The organism is Roseisalinus antarcticus (assembly GCF_900172355.1).
Classification (GTDB): Bacteria; Pseudomonadota; Alphaproteobacteria; order Rhodobacterales; family Rhodobacteraceae; genus Oceanicola; species Oceanicola antarcticus_A.
This window is the reverse complement of the sequence record NZ_FWFZ01000019.1, coordinates 20,887-38,237: the sequence shown is the minus strand read 5'-3', so window position 1 is coordinate 38,237 and position 17,351 is coordinate 20,887. Positions and strand designations below refer to the sequence as shown.

The following is a 17,351-nucleotide window of genomic DNA, read 5'->3' as shown; positions in this document are numbered from 1 at the left end:
TGTTAAGGTTAGCGGGCCAAGATATCCCCGACTGCATGGAAGGGGAGGTCGATGTCGCTGAGTCTTGCCGGCCGCAATCTCGATCGTCTGCCGTTCGGTGGGCGGTCTTCGACCGCGGATATCGGGACCTGGCTGGTGGCCGATGGCATCCTCTCGCAGGCCGAACTGGACCGGGTCCGGGGCCGCATCGAGCGCCGCGGCGTCCGCCTGGCCGACGCGCTTGGCAACCTTTCGGCCGTCGACCGGGGCGTCATCGCCACGGTCGAGGCCCGGCACTACCGGACCTGCGTGGTCGACCCGGTGGTCGAGCCCGCCGATGTCAGGATGGTGGCCGCCCTGGGCCCGGATACCTGCCTTCGCGAGGGCTTGCTGCCTTGGCGCAGGGTGGGCGGTTGCACCCTCGTGCTCAGCTCCCGCCCCGAGGAATTCGCCCGGCATATGGCGCACCTGACCGCGCTGTTCGGCCCGGTGCGCATGGCCGTCGCCCGTGAGGACAGGCTACACAGGGCGGTCCAGATGTCGTCTGACACCGCCTTGGCGATCCGCGCGGAAATGCGGGTGACCGCGGCCGAGAGCAGCCGCACATGGAACGGGCCCCGGAATGGCCTGCGCCTGATGCTGCTGTCGATCCCGCTGCTGGCCCTGGCCATCTGGGCGCCGGCGGCCAGCCTGTTCGGCCTGCTCCTGGTCGCCACCCTGTTTCTGGTCCTGTCCACCGCCCTCAAGGTCGCCGCCGCGATCGCAGCCCTGCGCAGTCCCCCGGCCAGCACCGCATCGCCGGTCATCCCGGCCAGCCGGCCGGTCGTGTCGCTGCTTGTCCCGCTGTTCCGCGAGCGGGAGATCGCGGCCCATCTGCTGTCACGCCTGATGCGGCTGGATTACCCGCAAGAGCTTCTGGACATCTGCCTGGTGCTAGAGGTCGACGACCGGCTGACCCGCGAGGCGGTGCGCGACACGATTCTGCCGCCCTGGGTCCGGACGATCACCGTCCCCCACGGGACGCTCAAGACCAAGCCCCGCGCCCTGAACTACGCGCTGGATTTCGTGCGCGGCTCGATCGTCGGGGTCTACGACGCCGAGGACGCGCCCGCGCCCGACCAGATCAACGCCGTCGTGGCGCGGTTTGCCCAGCGCGGCCCGCAGGTTGCCTGCATCCAGGGGATGCTCGACTATTACAACCCCCGCACCAACTGGTTCACCCGCTGCTTCACGCTGGAATACGCCACCTGGTTCCGCCTGGTGCTGCCGGGGCTGGAGCGTCTGGGCCTCGTCGTGCCCCTGGGCGGCACCACGCTTTTCTTCCGCCGCGAGGCGTTGGAGCGGATCGGCGCCTGGGACGCGCATAACGTGACGGAGGACGCGGATCTGGGCCTCCGCCTGGCCCGCCACGGATACCACACCGACGTGCTGGAGACCGTCACCGAAGAGGAGGCGAACGGTCGCCTGCTGCCCTGGGTCCGGCAACGCTCGCGCTGGCTCAAGGGCTATGCGATGACCTATGCGGTGCACATGCGCCGGCCGGCGGAGCTCTGGCGCGACCTGGGGCCCTGGCGCTTTCTCGGGGTCCAAGCCCTGTTTCTGGGCACCGTCGTCCAATTCCTGCTGGCGCCGCTGCTCTGGGCCTGCTGGTGGATCCTGTCCGGCGTCGGCGTGCCGTTCATCGACGGGGTGCCGCACCGGATGATCCTCGGCCTCACGCTGCTGTTTCTGGCCGCGGAGGCCGTCAGCCTGGTCATCACCTCTCTGGCCGTGCGCCGGGCGGGCAAACCCTGGCTCGCGCTCTGGGCGCCGACCTTGATGCTCTATTTTCCGCTGGCCACCGCGGCGATGTACAAGGGCCTGTGGGAGCTGTTCGTGAAGCCGTTCTACTGGGACAAGACCGCCCACGGCATCTTTCAGTTGCCCGAGGCCGCCGGGACCCAGGCCGAGGCTACTCGGCCGCCTCCACCGCCGCGGCGTCGAGCTTGAGCCTCGTCACGAACGCCATCGAGATATGCGTCCGCAGCGCCTCGTCGGCGGCGTCGCCGTCGCCGGCCTCGATCGCCTTCACGATCTCATCGTGCTCGCGCAGGGTATCTTCCGACCGCCCGTCCGCCGCGATCGAGGTCGAGGCCAGAAGCGCCATGGACCGGTGCACGAGGTCCAGCTGCTGCACCAGAAAGCGGTTGTGACTGGCCAGATGGATCTGCTTGTGAAACCGCCGGTTGGCCCGTGACATCGCCTCGGGGTCGTCGACCAGCGCCTGATCGGCCTCCAGCATGTCGCGCAGCACCCGCACTTCTTCGGGGGCCGCATGGCGCGCGGCCAGGCGCGCGGCCAGACCCTCCAGCTCGCCCCGCACCACGTAAAGCTCGGCCAACTGCGAATGGGTCAGCGACGCCACGATGAGCGAGCGCCCGTCACGGGTCAGCAGGGATTGTGTCTCCAGCCGCTGCAACGCCTCCCGGATCGGGGTGCGGGACACGCCGAACCGCTCGGCCAGCTCGCTTTCGACAAGCCGGTCGCCGGGCCTGTAGATGCCGGTATCTATCGCGTCGAGGATCAGCCCGTAGGCGTCCTTCTGCGGTGCTCTGGGCTCTGCCATGGCGTCAGACCTCCGTCGGTGCGGCAACCGTATCCGCCGCGGCGCCCCTTGGGCAACCCTAAGCCGTTGCAGCCGGCCGTCTGCCGGGGCAAAAGCGGCCCATGGTAGCTGCATCCTTTTCCCATGTGCGCGTCTGGGTCTTCGACCTCGACAACACGCTGTACAATCCCGACGTGCGTCTGTTCGACCAGATCGTGGACAAGATGATCGCTTTCATCACCCGCGAGCTGAAGGTCAACGATGTCGAGGCCAACCGGTTGCGCGGCGACTACTGGAGCAAGTACGGCACCACCCTGTCGGGGCTGATGGCCGAACACGACCTGGACCCCGCGCCGTTCCTGGCCGAGGTGCACGACATCGACTTCTCCGCCCTGGCGCCCGACCCGGACCTGGCGGCGGCCATTCGCGCCCTGCCCGGCCGCCGGATCGTCTATACCAACGGCGACGGGCACTATGCCGGCCGGGTTCTGGAGGCCCGCGGGCTGACCGGCATATTCGACGCGGTCTACGGGATCGAGCATGCGGGCTATCGCCCGAAACCCGAACAGGCCGCGTTCGAGGCGGTCTTCGCGCTCGACGGGCTCGCGCCCGAAAGCGGCGCGATGTTCGAGGACGACACCCGCAATCTCGCAGTGCCCCACGCCATGGGGATGCGCACCGTGCATGTCGGACCGGCGCCGTTGCCAGCCGATCATATCCATCACCACACCGACAACCTCACGGCCTTTCTGTCGCAGCTGGGCTGAGCGGGCTTTCCCATTGCCCCCGGCGGACCTAGGTTCCCGGGCATGGACATGGATTGCGATATCTTCATCTCGGGCGGCGGCGTGGCCGGCCTCACGGCGGCAGCGGCCTTCGGCGCCGCGGGCTTCCGCGTGGTCTGCGCGGACCCGGCCCCGCCCGTCACCGAGGCCCTGGCCGAGGGGGCCGACCTGCGCACGACCGCCTTTCTGCAGCCCGCCCGAACGCTGCTGGAAGAGGCGGGCATCTGGCCCCACCTCGCGCCCCATGCCACGCCCCTGCGCATCATGCGCATCGTGGATGCGGGCGGCGCCGAGCCCGAGGCCCGCGTCACCCGGGATTTCGACAGCGCCGACATCGGCCCCGAGCCCTTTGGCTGGAACCTGCCGAACTGGCTGCTGCGCCGGGAGATCCTGTGCCATATCGACGAACTCGGGACCGTGGACTTTCGCCCCGGCACCGGGTTTCGCTCGATGCTCACGCGTGAGAGCGAGGCCCGCGTCGTGCTGAGCGACGGCAGCCGCCTGCGCACCCGGCTGGTCATCGGCGCCGATGGCCGCGACAGCCCCGTGCGCGAGGCCGCGGGGATCGACGCGCGGACCTATCGCTATGGCCAGAAGGCCGTCACCTGCGCGATGACCCACAACGCCCCGCACGACAATATCTCGACCGAGATCCACCGCACCGGCGGCCCCTTCACCCTGGTCCCGCTGCCCGACCACGAAGGGCGGCCCTGCTCTGCCCTGGTCTGGATGGCCCCGGGCGCGGAGGTCCAGCGCCTCATCGCCCTGCCCGACGCCGCCTTCGAGGCCGAGGCGACCGAGCGGTCCGCCGGTCTCTATGGCCCGCTCAGCCTGGTGACACGGCGCACGACCTGGCCGATCATCAGCCGCGTCGCCGGGCGCATGTCCGCAGAGCGCACCGCGCTGATGGCCGAGGCCGCGCATGTCATGCCCCCGATCGGGGCGCAGGGGCTGAACACCAGCCTGGCCGATCTCGCCTGTCTGCTGGGTCTTGTCCGCGCCGCCCCCGAGGCGCTCGGGACCCGGGCCATGCTGGACCGCTACCATCGCCGCCGGCACCCGGACGTCCTGCTGCGGGTGCAGGGGATCGACGCGCTCAACCGCGCCTCGATGGCCTCGGCCCCCGCCCTGCGCGATCTGCGCGCGGCAGGGATCGAGGCGCTGCATGGCATGGCCCCGGTCCGGCGGGGGCTGATGCGGCTCGGGCTCGGCGCCCGCTAGCCCAGTGGTCCGTCAGCCAAGCACCTTGTCGAGCGCCGGCGTCAGCCGCGCCAGGGTCCCCGGCACATCGACCAGCTTGTCGAGCCCGAAAAGGCCGATCCGGAACGTGGAAAAGCCCTCGGGCTCGCCGACCTGCAACGGCACACCCGCCGCGACCTGAAAACCCTCGGCGACGAATTTGGCGCCCGATTTCACGGCCGGATCCGCGGTATAGCTGACCACAACCCCCGGCGCACCGAAGCCGTCGGCCGCAACCGACCGGACACCAAGCCCGGCAAGATGCGCCCGCACGCCGTCGCCCAGACGCCACTGCGCCTCGCGCAGCACGTCAAAGCCGATCTCGCGGCTCTCAAGCATGGTGTCGCGGAAGGCCCGCAGGGAATCGGTCGGCATCGTGGCGTGGTAGGCATGCCCGCCCGCCTCGTAGGCCTCCGTGATCGAGGTCCATTTCTTGAGGTCCATGGCAAAGGAATCCGACGTGGTCGCGTCAAGCCGCGCCCGCGCCGTCTCGGACATCATCACCAGACCCGCGGCGGGGGTCGAGGACCAACCCTTCTGCGGGGCCGAGATCAGCACGTCGACGCCGGAGGCGGCCATGTCGACCCAGACGCAGCCGCTGGCGATGCAGTCGAGCACCATGAGCGCCCCGACCTCATGCGCGGCGGCCGCCAGCGCCGCGACATAGTCGTCGGGCAGGATGATCCCCGCCGACGTTTCCACATGCGGGGCGAAAACCACGTCGGGAGAGGCCGCCCGGATCGCGGCCGTCACCTCTTCGATCGGCGGCGGGGCGTAGGGCTCCGCCGTTCCGTTCCCCGCGGCCCGTGCCTTGGCCACCTGCACATCGGCGGCAAAGCCACCGGCCTCGAATATCTGCGTCCACCGGTAGGAGAACCAGCCGTTGCGCACGACGAAGACACGCGCTCCGGCCCCGAACTGCCGCGCGACGGCCTCCATCCCGAAGGTGCCACCGCCGGGCACGACGGCCACGGAGGATGCGCCATAAACCTCTTTCAGCCCGGCAGAGATGTCCTTCATCACTTGCTGGAACACCGCGCTCATATGGTTGAGCGACCGGTCCGTGAACACGACCGAAAATTCCTGCAACCCGTCGGGGTCGACCGTGCTTTTGAAATCCGGGTTTCCGTCCATCACAATTTGCTCCTCATGGATGCGCCAACGGCGGTCGCGACGCAGTATTGCCACATTAATGCCCTGTTTGCACCGCACCGGATCGCGGGACCCGGAACACCGGCGCAGCCCGGCTTCTGTCCCTTACGTGGTATCGAGCGACGCAGGCAGAAACAACACTCATGCTGACCGGAGACGGCACCGCCGACGGTGCATGCGGTCGCCATCCGACCGGTCGAGCAGCGCCCGTCCGACGGACCGGCTCCGCCCGCGCCCCTCGCAGCCGGGGGGGGATTTGCGACCTTTTTGCCTCACTCCACCAGGTCGGGCCAACCAGCAGTTCGTCAGTCATGGCCCGGGAGGGCGCACAAGCGATGCCCTTCGTGACAAGGACCCGGGCCAACCACCTGCAGCCCGGGACGGCCGGCCGCGCGTTGTGCGGTCGTTTCACCCGCTTTTCAAGCTGCGGCGACCGTTTCCAGCCCGCTGGCCCCTCGCCGCGGATCGCCGTCCCGGCAGCCGGCGCCCATGCCGACACCGGCCGGCGCGGCCAAACCCGGATCGCCCGCCGCTTTCCCGAGCCCCTTCCGCGCCGCGGGGATTTCCGCTGCCGGGCTTTTCTGCGCCCGGCCCGACGCAGCCCCTCGACGGCGCATCCGTCGGGGCGTAGCGTCCGGCCATGAACAAAACTGACGACGTGCGATTTTCAGCAATATTATGGGACTTTGACGGAGTCCTGAATCCAAATGAACGGCAGGGACGTTTCCGCTGGTCGGAGGAGTTCGAGGCGGATTTCGGTGCCCCCCTGGCCACCTTCGTGGACCAGGTCTTCGGCGACATACAGCCCCTGCTGACCGGACAGGAGAAGATCGAAACCCGCATCGCCGCCTGGATCGCGCAATCGGGCGTGGACGCAACCCCCGAACAGGTCGTCGAGTATTGGCTCTCCCGGGATTTTCACCCCGACCGCCGCCTGATCGAGCTGTCCGCAGATGCGGCCAAGCGCGGAATCCGTCAGGCCATCCTGACCAATGCCGACCTGCGCCGCGGTGCCTGGATCGAATCCCGCCTGCCCGACATGCCGCATATGGAACGGCTGTTCGTCTCCAGCAGCATCGGCCATGCGAAGCCCGACCCTCGCGCCTATGCCGCCGCCGTCGAGGGTCTGGGGCTGGAACCCAACAAGATCCTCTTCGTCGATGACGTGACCGCCAATGTGAATGCGGCGGCCAAGCTCGGGTTCCGGACCTTCCGCTATTCGCGCCTTTCCTACGACGCCCTGCGCTCGCGCCTGCCCCGCTCGGTCTAGAGCGGGCCCGGAAACCGTTCCTCGGTCAAAAGAACATTCGCCTCGACGTTCCCGATCCCCGGCAGCGTCATGATCCGGCGCCGTAGGACGCGTTCGAAATCGGCCAAGTCCCGCGCCACGACACGCAGGCGGTAATCATAGAGCCCCAGCACGTGCTCGACCCGCCGCACCTCGGGAATGGCGCAGACCGCCCGCTCGAAATCCTCCAGGCTGACCCGCCCCTTGGTGGCAAGCTTCACGCCCAGGAACACGGTCACCCCCAGGCCCAGCGCCCCCGGATCGAGCCGCAGACTCCGCCCCGTGACGAACCCGGCTTCCTCCAGCCGCCGGATCCGGCGCCAGGCGGCCGGCTGCGACAGCCCCACCCGCCGGCCCAGCGCCCCCGCGCTCTGGGCCGAATCCCGGGCCAGGATCCGCAGCAGCGCGAGATCGGTCTCATCGAGCCCGGTCATATCGGCAACCCGCCCTCGTCCTTGACGGTCGAGATGGTCAACAAGGCCTCGATGTCGGCGATATGGGGCAAGGCCAGGATCCGCTCGCGATAGGTCTCCTGGTAATGCTCCATGTCCCGCGCGATGACCGACAGCCGCAGATCGACCCGACCGAGAAAAGTCTGCATCTCCGCCACCTCCGGCACCTTTCGGGCCGCCGCCATCAGCTCGTCCAGCGCCCGCGGCGCGGCCTTGTCCACCGTGATCCGCAGCGAGACATGCACCGCGAAGCCCAGCGCCGGCCAGTCCAGAACCGCCTCCTGCCCGACGATGACGCCATCCGCCTCCATCCGCTCCACACGCCGCGCCGCCCGCGCGGCGGTCGTGCGGGCCCGGTCGGCCAATTCCGCCATCGACAATGTCGGATCGGCCTGCAGCTGGCGCAGAAGTCGTCTGTCGAGGTCATCAAGCATGAAATTCGGCATATTCACGCCTCGGGCGAATAGCAACTTCATCTTGGCAGAAAAACTCACTGTCGGAGCGCTCGAATTCCGCGCCACCGCGGTTAGGTTGCGCGACAGGAACAGATACAGGAAGGAACCGCCCATGCGCGTCTATTACGATCGCGATTGCGATGTGAACCTCATCAAGGACATGAAGGTCGCCATTCTCGGATATGGCTCCCAGGGCCATGCCCATGCGCTCAACCTGCGCGACAGCGGCGCCAAGAATATCGTCGTCGCCCTCCGCGAAGGCTCGCCCTCCCGCGCCAAGGCCGAGGCCGAGGGCCTGACGGTCATGGGCATCGCCGAAGCCGCGTCCTGGTGCGATCTCATCATGTTCACCATGCCCGACGAGCTGCAGGCCGCGACCTACAAGGCCCATGTCCACGACAACCTCAAGGACGGCGCGGCGATCGCCTTCGCCCACGGCCTCAACGTCCACTTCGGCCTGATCGAGCCCAAGCCCGGCGTCGATGTCATCATGATGGCGCCCAAAGGCCCCGGCCACACCGTGCGCGGCGAATATGTCAAGGGCGGCGGCGTGCCCTGTCTGGTGGCCGTCGACCAGGACGCCTCCGGCAAGGCGATGGAGATCGGCCTGTCCTATTGTTCCGCCATCGGCGGCGGCCGCTCGGGCATCATCGAGACCAACTTCCGCCAGGAATGCGAAACCGACCTCTTCGGCGAACAGGCCGTGCTCTGCGGCGGCCTGGTGGAGCTCATCCGCATGGGCTTCGAGACCCTGGTCGAGGCCGGCTACGAGCCCGAGATGGCCTATTTCGAGTGCCTGCACGAGGTGAAGCTGATCGTGGACCTGATCTACGAGGGCGGCATCGCGAACATGAACTACTCGATCTCGAACACCGCCGAATACGGCGAGTATGTCTCGGGGCCCCGCATCCTGCCCTATGACGAGACCAAGGCCCGGATGAAGGCGGTTCTGCACGACATCCAGACCGGCAAGTTCGTGCGCGACTTCATGACCGAGAACACCGTGGGCCAGCCGATGTTCAAGGCCACGCGCCGCCTCAACGACGAGCACCAGATCGAACAGGTCGGCGAAAAGCTCCGCGCCATGATGCCCTGGATCTCGGCCGGCAAGCTGGTCGACCAGACCAAGAACTGATCCGCCCAAAGGGGCGCCGACAGGATCGGCGCCCCGGTCTCACGTCCGGCCTGACGACATCTGCCGGGCCTGAAATGGCCCTCCGGTCAAGCGGTGACCCGCCGGGCCGGAGGGCGTCACGACCGATCCTTGCCAGGTGACCGCACCGGCGCGGGGCCGGGGCCATCGGTGGCGAGGCTCGACTTGTCCTGCTCGCGCACGTGCGACATCTTCCGGGTCTTGCTCTTGCTCCAGAGGGCAACGACAATGGCCGCTCCGATCGTCACAAGGGCCAGAGTCGGCAATAGAAATCCGTCAACCATTTGTTTTTTCTCCATCAATGACGTTATTTCGAAACTCATGTTTCGACATTCTGCCTTCACAACCTGCGGCGGTCCCGCCCGTTCCATGCAATCCCAGGGTGAGACATCATGCCCCAACCGACACCCGCGAACTGGCTGGCGATCCTCTTTCTGGGGCTGATCTGGGGCGGCACGTTCATGGTCGTCGAGGTGGCGCTGGCCGGCGGATACGGCCCGGTCACGATCGCCTGCGCCCGGGTATCGCTGGGCGCCGCGGCGATGCTCGTGCTGATGGCCGTGCTGCGCCGCCCGTTCCCTTCCGCGGCCGTCGTAGCGTCCGTCTGGCCCTATCTACTGGGCATCGGCATCTTTTCCTCGGCGCTGCCCTTCTTCCTGTTCAGCTGGGGGCAACAATATGTACCCTCGGCCTTCGCCGGATTGTCCACCACCGCCGTGCCGCTCTTCGTGCTGCCGCTGGCGCATGTCTTTTCCGACGAGCCCATGAGCCTGCGCAAGTCCCTGGGCACCGTGCTCGGCTTCGTCGGGGCCATGGTGCTGATCGGGCCGGGTCTGGCCAATATCGGCCAGGGCGCAGAACCGCTCGGCCAGGTCGCCTGCCTCGGCGCGGCGCTGTGCTATGCGGCGGGCTCCATCATGACGCGGCGCTGCCCGGCGATCGACCCGGTCACGCTGGGTGCGCTGACCCTCGCCGTCGGGGCCGCCTGCCTGATCCCGGCCATGCTGCTGGTCGAGGGGCTGCCCGGCTGGAACGGCCCACTGGCCGGCGGCGCGATCGTGTTCCTCGGGCTGTTCCCGACGGCACTGGCCGCCTTGCTGCGGATCGCCATCATCCGCAGCGCGGGCTCGCTGTTCATGTCGCTGGTGTCCTACCAGATCACGCTATGGACGATGTTCTTCGGCTGGCTTGTGCTCTCGGAAACCCTGCCGGGGCGGTTCTACGTCGCCCTGCCGCTGGTCCTGATCGGGCTGGCCATCACCCAGAGCGACAGCCTGCGGCGCATGTTCCGTCACGCGCCACGCTAGGCGGCGGCCCCCCTTTCGGCACGGCCAGGGCGACCCCGCCTCAGGCAGGCTGCAACGCCGCCTCGATCTCGGCCACGATCCCGTCGACCACCTGTGAGAGCAGGCCCTCGTCCTCGCATTCGGCCATCACCCGCACCAGCGGTTCGGTGCCCGACTTGCGGATCAGCAGCCGGCCACGCTCTCCCATCGCCCCCTCGGCCGACGTGATCGCCGCCTTCACCGCCGCGGCGGACAGCGGATCCTGGTCCACGCCGTAGCGGACGTTCTTCAGCATCTGAGGCACGCGCTCGAAATTGCGGGCAAGCTCGGAGGCGGGCAGATCGGTCTCGATCATGGCCGCGAGAAACTGCAGGCCCGCCAACAGGCCATCGCCGGTCGTGGCGTAGTCGGTCATGACGATATGCCCCGATTGCTCTCCGCCGAGGTTCCAGCCGCCGGCCCGCATCGCCTCGACCACATAGCGGTCGCCGACCTGCGTGCGCTTCAGGCTCAGCCCCTTGCCGGTCAGGAACCGCTCCAGCCCCAGGTTCGACATCACCGTCGCAACCAGCGTGCCGTCCCGCAGGCGCTGCTGTTCGGCCCAGCGGGCCGCGAACAGCGCCATGATCTGGTCGCCATCGGCCACTTGCCCGCTTTCGTCGAGGATCACCACCCGGTCCGCGTCGCCATCGAGGCAGATGCCGACGTCGGCGTCATGGGCGATGATCGCCTCGGCCGCCGTCATCGGATGGGTGGAGCCGCAATGATGGTTGATGTTCAGCCCGTTGGGCGCGGTGCCCACGGGAATGACCGTCGCCCCCAGCTCCCACAGGACCTCGGGGGCGACCTTGTAGGCGGCCCCGTTGGCGCAATCGATCACCACCTTCAGCCCGTCGAGGCGGATGCCCGACGAAAACGTCGCCTTCAGCCGCTCTGCATAACGGAAGCGGCCGTCGTCGACCCGCTTCGCGCGGCCGATGTTCTGGGCCCGGGCCGGATCGATCGGGCCGTTGACCAGCGCCTCGATCTCGGCTTCGGCCGCGTCCGACAGCTTGAACCCGTCAGGCCCGAAGAACTTGATCCCGTTGTCCTCATGAGGATTGTGCGAGGCCGAGATCATGATCCCCACATCCGCCCGCATCGACGTCGTGAGCAACCCCACCGCGGGCGTCGGCACCGGCCCCAGCAACAGCACGTTCATGCCGGTCGAGGTCAGGCCCGCCGTCAGCGCATTCTCGAACATGTAGCCCGACAGGCGCGTATCCTTGCCGATCACCACCCGGTGGCCGTTCGACCCGTCGTTTCGAAAGAAACGCCCTGCCGCGGCCCCGATCTTGAGCGCCATCTCGGCGGTCATGGGCCAGGCGTTGGCGGTGCCGCGCACGCCGTCCGTGCCGAAGAGTCTACGCATCCGGGGTCTCCTCGTATCCCTCGTGTATCGCCAGGTGCAGGCGCAACGCCTGTCTGGTCTCGTATGTGTCGTGGACGCGCAGGATATGCGCCCCCTGGTCCGCCGCGACAAGCGCCACCGCGATGGATCCGCCAAGCCGCCCGTCGGTGTCGGAGTGCCCGATCGTTCCGATGAACTGCTTGCGGGACGCGCCGAACAGGATCGGCACGCCAAGCGCATGGTAGCGGGAAAGCTCGCGGATCAGGGTCAAATTGTGTTGCAGAGTCTTGCCGAAGCCGATCCCGGGGTCCGCGATCACATGCGCCTTCGGAATGCCCGCCTCCAGCGCCGCCGCGATACGCTCCGCCAGGTGGTCGAAGACCTGTGTCGAGACATCGTCATAGCTGGCATGGGCCTGCATCGTCTTGGGGTCGGCCACCGAGTGCATCAGGCAGATCGGAACCCCGCGCCGCGCCGCCAGCGGCAGCATCCGGGCGTCGAACCGCCCCGCTGTCACGTCGTTGATCATGTCGGCCCCGGCGTCGAGCGCGGCTTCCGCGACGGCCGCCTTGCGCGTGTCGACCGAGATCGGAATCGCCATCCCCGCCGCCCGGATCGCCGCGATGACGGGTGCGACGCGGGCGACCTCCTCGGCCTCGGGCACCTCATCGGCGCCCGGGCGCGTGCTCTCGCCGCCGATATCGAGGATGTCGGCGTCCTCGGCCATGGCCACTGCCCGCGCGACCGCGGCCTCGCCGGCAAGATACTTGCCGCCGTCCGAGAAACTGTCGGGCGTGACATTCAGAATGCCCATGATCCGCGGTGTCCGCAGGGTCAGCCCGCAGACCGGCGGACGCTCGGTTGAGAGCAGGTCGCGCAGGTCGGGCGCAAGCTCGCCCGCCGCCGCCATCTGTCCGCCCGTCAGCACCCGGTCAAAGCCGACATGGGCGCTGCCGGCCAGCGGCAGGACCTGCCCGGACGCATGCCTCAGCGCACCGGGCCAGGGGCGGGGCGTCACATTCATGCGGGCTCCTCGCGGACAGGCAGGTCCACGGGCAGGTCAGTGGCGGGCGGAGCCTTTGCCCCGACGGTCACCAGCTCGGACGCCGCCATCAACTGGGCGAACCAGGCGGCCAGCGCCGTCGCATCCCGAGGCGAGGCCGACGGGCTCTCGACCGCGTCCAGCACGACCTTGGAGGGCGCCCAGACGCAGATCTGGCCGTTCTTCATGGCCCAGTCCAGCTCCGTCCGCGTGCCCACGACCACGCAGCGCCGATCCTTCCCGGCCAGGACCCAGGCGTTCTGCTCGATGGCAAGCAAGTCTATTCGCCGCTGCACAGGGGCGACCGGCGATTGCGGCGCGGGCACGTCCGCCGCTCCCACCACGACGATCAGCGGCCCGCCGGCATGGCGGTCGAGCACGGCGCCAAGCCCGGGAGAGTCAAGAACCTCGTTGGACAGGAACAGCACCCGAGGCCGGGGACCGGCCTGATGCAGCCGCGCGGGCTCCGCTTCCTCGCCCCTCGCCCGGACAATTTCGACCCCGAGATCATAGGGCCCCCGGTCGATCTTTTCGATCCGCAGAAAGACCCGCGCCGCCAACGACTCCGACAGGATCCGGGCCGCGACGCGCTCGGCCAGCGTCTCCAACAGGTTGATCCGCTCGGCCGCCAGCTCGATGGCAATCGCCTCGGCAAGGCGATCGTAGGACAGGATGCGATCCACGTCGTCGTCGATCGCGGTACCGGCTGTCGCGACCTCGACCACGACGTTGAAGCGCACGCGTTGCATCACGCCGCGCTCCTGCTGAAAGGCGCCAATCTCAACGTCGACCACGTGATCCCGCAAGGAGATCCTGTCGCGCGGCACCTGCGCCGTCGCCTCGGCCCTCTCGGAGGGATGGGCGAACGCTTGGCGGATTTCGTCGCTCATCTGGCACCTGATATCTGGTCGCTGTCACTGGCGCCCTACGCCGCGCGGCCCCGGCGGTGCAACCCGATTCCGACCCGAGACGGCAGAGATCCATCGCCACCCGCGCCAGCCGGAGGTCTACGGGCCTTGCCCGTAGGCCGACATATAGGGCGCGGGGCCCCAGGCCCCGCTCCGCAAGGGACCGGCGGGGCGCCTCGCGCCTCAGTTCGAGGCGGTGCGCAGGGGCCAGCGATAAAAGTGGTGCACCCCAAGAGACGTGGTCCGCGGAAACCGCCGCGCCCAGTTCGGGTTGACCGCGCGGGTATGATAATGGGTCGCGCCTTCCGTCAGGGCACGGGGGGCCCCGTCAATCATCAAGCGGGCCACCTTCCCGACGCGGCGCCAGGAGCGCTGATCGTTGACGGTCTCGGGCCGCCCATCACAGGTATAGGTGAACTGGCAGGCGAACTGCCGCCCCGTCCCCTGGTTCACCACCGAACAGACCGATCCGGGAAAACGCGGATCGTCGACCCGGTTCAGGATGACCTCACCCACCGCAAAGAGCCCGGCCAGGTCCTCGCCTCGCGCCTCGAAATACAGCGCCTCGGTCAGGCAGCGCCATTGCGACCCACCGGTCGCAACCGGCTGGGCGGCCACGAAACGCTCGTCATACGAAAAATCCCCGGCGGGACGGGTGGCCTGCGCGGTCGGCGGCGCCGTGAGGGCGGCGAGCCGGTTCGAGGGCACGACCCGCAGGGCCTGCCGCTCCTGGCCGAGCAGCGCCTCAAGCCGGGCCGCCATCAATTCTTGCGCCGCGGCAGGTCCGGGCAGGCCGACAGCCAAAGTCGAAAACACCAAAGCCGCCGCAGCGGCCGTACGCAGATACGTCCGTCCCCAGGTCATGTTCATCCTCTCACATCTCGTCCCGCGGATCGGATCCGCGCAATTCGCGCGGTCATACGTCAGAAAGGTCAGGATTTCCAGCCGCCCCCCGGAACACGCCGGTCAACCGGCGCCTTGACGGGCCGGGATCGCAAGACGCCTCCAAATGTGGTGGCTTGCGCTCAGACGTCCTCTAGACCTGCACTCGACCGCCGATCGGCCAGCGCCAGCTGGGCGGCGGAAAGCCGCGCAATGGGTACGCGGAAGGGTGAGCACGACACATAGTTGAGACCGCGCTGCCGCGAGAACTCGATGGCCGAGCGCGCCCCGCCATGCTCGCCGCAGATCGACAGCACGATGTCGGGCACCGCGTCCCGCGCCCGCTCGGCGCCCATGGTCAGAAGCTCGCCGACCCCTTCGAGGTCCAGCGTGTGGAACGGATCCTCGTCATATACCCGTTGCTGCACGTAGGCCGACATGAACCGCCCGGCGTCGTCCCGGCTCAGCCCGTAGGTCATCTGGGTCAGGTCGTTCGTCCCGAAGGACAGGAACGCCGAATGCAGCGCGATATCGCCGGCCCGCAGCGCGGCGCGCGGCGTCTCGACCATCACCCCGAGACGGTAGGTGAAGCTGGCTCCCGTCTCGTTGCGGACCTTCACGGCGATCGCATCGAGCCGGTTCTTGACCAGTTCGACCTCGCGCATCGCCGAGACCAGCGGGATCATGATCTCGGGCACCACCGCCGCCCCCTTGCGCGAGGCGGCGATGGTGGCCTCGAAGATCGCCCGGGCCTGCATCTCGTAGATCTCGGGAACCGTGATCCCCAGTCGCACGCCCCGCATCCCCAGCATGGGATTGTATTCCTCAAGCTCCTCGATCCGCCGCGTGACATCCGACAGCTGAAGGTCCAGCACGTCGGCCAATTCGCGGATGCCCGCATTGTCCGAGGGCAGGAATTCGTGCAGCGGCGGATCGAACAGGCGGATGCAGACGGGATGCCCCGCCATGATCTCGAACAAATCCATGAAATCGGCGCGCTGCATCGGCAGCAGTCGTTCGAGCACGGCGGTCCGATCCTCACCCTTGTCGGCAAAGATCATCTCGCGCATCACCGACAGGCGCTCGCCTTCGAAGAACATGTGCTCCGTCCGGCAAAGCCCGATGCCCTCGGCCGCGAAGTTGCGGGCGGTCTGCGCATCCGCCGGCGTGTCCGCGTTCGCGCGCACGCCGATGTCGCGGAAATCGTCGGCCCAGGTCAGCAGCTGTTGAAACGCCTCGTCCAGCGCCGCCTCGAGCATCGCCGGTTCGCCCGCCAGAACATCGCCGGTGGTGCCGTCCACGGTCACGACGTCGCCTTCGCGGAACTGCCGGCCGTCCGCCGCGATCAGCACCTTGTGCTTGCGGTCGATCCGCAGATCCGACGCGCCGACGACGCACGGCAGGCCCAGCCCGCGCCCGATGACGGCCGCGTGGCTGGTCACACCGCCGCGCATGGTCAGAACCCCCACCGCCGCATGCATGCCGCGGATGTCCTCGGACGAGGTCTCGCGCCGGACGAGGATGCAGTCCTCCCCCCGCGCGGCGCTGGCCTGGGCGTCATTGGCGGTCAGCACGATGCGTCCGGTCGCGGCGCCGGGGCTGGCGGCGATGCCGCGCGTGACCCGATCCCGCGACGCTGCCGGATCCACCTGCCGGTGCAGCAATTCAGACAGGGCCGCCGGGTCCACACGGGTCACCGCCTCTTCCGGCGAGATCACCCCGTCGAGCGCCAGGTCGACCGCGATCCGCACCGTCGCCCGTGACGTCCGGGCCACCCGCACCGCGTCGAGAATCGCGAGCTGCCCTCCATCGAGCGTGAATTCCAGCTGCATTTCCTCGCGCAGGCGGGTCCGCGTCCGGTCGCCATAGGCAATCAGGTCACCGAAGGTCTCGGGCAACTGCTCCTCGAGCGAGGGCCCCCGCGGATCGCGGGTCAGATAGAGCGCACCGGACGGCGCCGACAGCGCGTCGCGCCCCTGGCTCTGGCTGAGGTAGCGCCCGCGCACCTGGGGCTGGCCGGTGGACGGGTCAACGAACTGGATCACACCGGAGCCGCACTCGCCCTGCCCCACACCCAGCGCCATGGCTTGCACGACCAGGCCGAGGCCCGCGTCCGGCGGCGCCCCCTTGGCCCGGCGCAACAGCCGCGCCGAGGTGCCTTCCCAGGCCCGCGACATGGAGCCCAGGATATCGGAGAGCTGCCGACGCACATCTTGGGGAAACCGCTCTTCGGCCTCTTCCTCGTAGGCTTGCATGACCCGCGCCAGCGCGGCCCGGTCCGGAATCTCGGGCAGATCGAAGGCCTCGTCATCCAGCCGCGCGACGTGGGTCGCATAGCTCTGGATGAACCGCAGGTAGAGAGAGGTCGCCGCCTGTTCGCCGATCTGGCCGCACATGGCCTCGTAGCGGCTGTCGCACATGCCGACGTTGAGGATAGCGCCCGGCCCGCCCCAATCAGGCGACTGGCTGGAGGGGCGCACTGACAGCAGCGGCTCCGGCCCGAACGGTTGCAGAATGGCGTTGATGTCGGGGACCTCGCCGGCGGCGATCTTGCGCACCGCGGCAAAGCTGAGCGCGACCGTCGTGGGCACCGGCATCCCCAGCCGGACCAGCCTTTGCAGGCATTTCGCCCGCCCGCCATGCACCGCCGGAGACATGGCTGCATCGGGCGCAATCAACGTCACGTCGGCGTAATCGAACTCTTTCTGCACTGCGGCATCCCTTCGTCGCGGACCATAACGCTTGAAGGATGCGAT

The 17,351-nt window shown here is 68.4% G+C and carries 16 protein-coding genes; 6 read left to right on the top strand and 10 right to left on the bottom strand.

From position 1 onward, the window contains the following. Positions 1-51 precede the first annotated feature (51 nt). A complete protein-coding gene (locus tag ROA7023_RS15645) occupies positions 52-1,968 on the top strand; it encodes a glycosyltransferase (RefSeq protein ID WP_085879980.1) in 1,917 nt (638 codons plus the stop codon). Here the strand turns inward: ROA7023_RS15645 and ROA7023_RS15640 are convergent. After that, positions 1,931-2,584 carry a GntR family transcriptional regulator gene (locus ROA7023_RS15640; protein ID WP_085879979.1) on the bottom strand — a complete coding sequence of 218 codons (654 nt, stop codon included), beginning with the start codon at positions 2,582-2,584 and terminating at the stop codon, positions 1,931-1,933. The two genes, ROA7023_RS15645 and ROA7023_RS15640, sit on opposite strands and share 38 nt — an antisense overlap. Positions 2,585-2,685: 101 nt before the next feature. Between ROA7023_RS15640 and ROA7023_RS15635 the strand changes: the two genes are divergently transcribed. Together ROA7023_RS15635 and ROA7023_RS15630 are read left to right on the top strand one after the other, a co-directional pair. Further along, positions 2,686-3,330 (top strand): pyrimidine 5'-nucleotidase, encoded by a 645-nt coding sequence (locus tag ROA7023_RS15635; protein ID WP_085879978.1) that lies wholly within the window; start codon positions 2,686-2,688, stop codon positions 3,328-3,330. Between the two features lie 42 nt (positions 3,331-3,372). Continuing rightward, on the top strand, positions 3,373-4,569 hold the full coding sequence (locus ROA7023_RS15630; protein WP_085879977.1) for a UbiH/UbiF family hydroxylase: 1,197 nt from the start codon (positions 3,373-3,375) through the stop codon (positions 4,567-4,569). A gap of 12 nt (positions 4,570-4,581) precedes the next feature. On the opposite strand, the gene ROA7023_RS15625 is transcribed toward ROA7023_RS15630, so the two are convergent. After that, on the bottom strand, positions 4,582-5,721 hold the full coding sequence (locus tag ROA7023_RS15625) for an aminotransferase class V-fold PLP-dependent enzyme (RefSeq protein WP_085879976.1): 1,140 nt from the start codon (positions 5,719-5,721) through the stop codon (positions 4,582-4,584). Positions 5,722-6,379: 658 nt separating this feature from the next. Between ROA7023_RS15625 and ROA7023_RS15620 the strand changes: the two genes are divergently transcribed. After that, entirely contained in the window at positions 6,380-7,009 is a 630-nt protein-coding gene (locus ROA7023_RS15620) for an HAD-IA family hydrolase (protein ID WP_085879975.1), read from the top strand. Here ROA7023_RS15620 and ROA7023_RS15615 read toward each other — a convergent pair. After that, positions 7,006-7,461 (bottom strand): Lrp/AsnC family transcriptional regulator, encoded by a 456-nt coding sequence (locus tag ROA7023_RS15615; protein ID WP_085879974.1) that lies wholly within the window; start codon positions 7,459-7,461, stop codon positions 7,006-7,008. The two genes, ROA7023_RS15620 and ROA7023_RS15615, sit on opposite strands and share 4 nt — an antisense overlap. After that, positions 7,458-7,913, bottom strand: a complete 456-nt coding sequence (locus ROA7023_RS15610; RefSeq protein WP_085880025.1) for an Lrp/AsnC family transcriptional regulator — start codon at positions 7,911-7,913, stop codon at positions 7,458-7,460. The genes ROA7023_RS15615 and ROA7023_RS15610 overlap by 4 nt, the downstream gene beginning before the upstream one ends. Before the next feature lie 133 nt (positions 7,914-8,046). Here ROA7023_RS15610 and ilvC point away from each other — a divergent pair, with 133 nt between their 5' ends. After that, on the top strand, positions 8,047-9,069 hold the full coding sequence (gene ilvC / locus ROA7023_RS15605; RefSeq protein WP_085879973.1) for a ketol-acid reductoisomerase: 1,023 nt from the start codon (positions 8,047-8,049) through the stop codon (positions 9,067-9,069). A gap of 116 nt (positions 9,070-9,185) precedes the next feature. On the opposite strand, the gene ROA7023_RS15600 is transcribed toward ilvC, so the two are convergent. Continuing rightward, positions 9,186-9,410, bottom strand: a complete 225-nt coding sequence (locus ROA7023_RS15600) for a hypothetical protein (protein ID WP_143535585.1) — start codon at positions 9,408-9,410, stop codon at positions 9,186-9,188. Positions 9,411-9,476: 66 nt separating this feature from the next. Here ROA7023_RS15600 and ROA7023_RS15595 point away from each other — a divergent pair, with 66 nt between their 5' ends. Next, positions 9,477-10,394, top strand: a complete 918-nt coding sequence (locus ROA7023_RS15595; protein WP_370739238.1) for a DMT family transporter — start codon at positions 9,477-9,479, stop codon at positions 10,392-10,394. Positions 10,395-10,434: 40 nt separating this feature from the next. Here the strand turns inward: ROA7023_RS15595 and glmM are convergent, their stop codons facing one another. The 5 genes from glmM to ROA7023_RS15570 all read right to left on the bottom strand — a co-directional run bounded on the left by glmM (position 10,435) and on the right by ROA7023_RS15570 (position 17,306). After that, on the bottom strand, positions 10,435-11,784 hold the full coding sequence (gene glmM, locus ROA7023_RS15590; RefSeq protein ID WP_085879970.1) for a phosphoglucosamine mutase: 1,350 nt from the start codon (positions 11,782-11,784) through the stop codon (positions 10,435-10,437). Next, positions 11,777-12,787: a dihydropteroate synthase gene (gene folP, locus ROA7023_RS15585; protein WP_085879969.1), complete on the bottom strand. Its 1,011-nt coding sequence runs from the start codon at positions 12,785-12,787 to the stop codon at positions 11,777-11,779. Before folP ends, glmM begins: the two co-directional genes overlap by 8 nt. Then, on the bottom strand, positions 12,784-13,695 hold the full coding sequence (locus ROA7023_RS15580; RefSeq protein ID WP_085879968.1) for a dihydroneopterin aldolase: 912 nt from the start codon (positions 13,693-13,695) through the stop codon (positions 12,784-12,786). Before ROA7023_RS15580 ends, folP begins: the two co-directional genes overlap by 4 nt. A gap of 201 nt (positions 13,696-13,896) precedes the next feature. Continuing rightward, a complete protein-coding gene (locus tag ROA7023_RS15575) occupies positions 13,897-14,583 on the bottom strand; it encodes a cell wall hydrolase (protein ID WP_085879967.1) in 687 nt (228 codons plus the stop codon). A 155-nt stretch (positions 14,584-14,738) separates the two neighbouring features. After that, positions 14,739-17,306 carry a putative PEP-binding protein gene (locus tag ROA7023_RS15570; protein ID WP_085879966.1) on the bottom strand — a complete coding sequence of 856 codons (2,568 nt, stop codon included), beginning with the start codon at positions 17,304-17,306 and terminating at the stop codon, positions 14,739-14,741. Between the last annotated feature and the right edge of the window lie 45 nt (positions 17,307-17,351).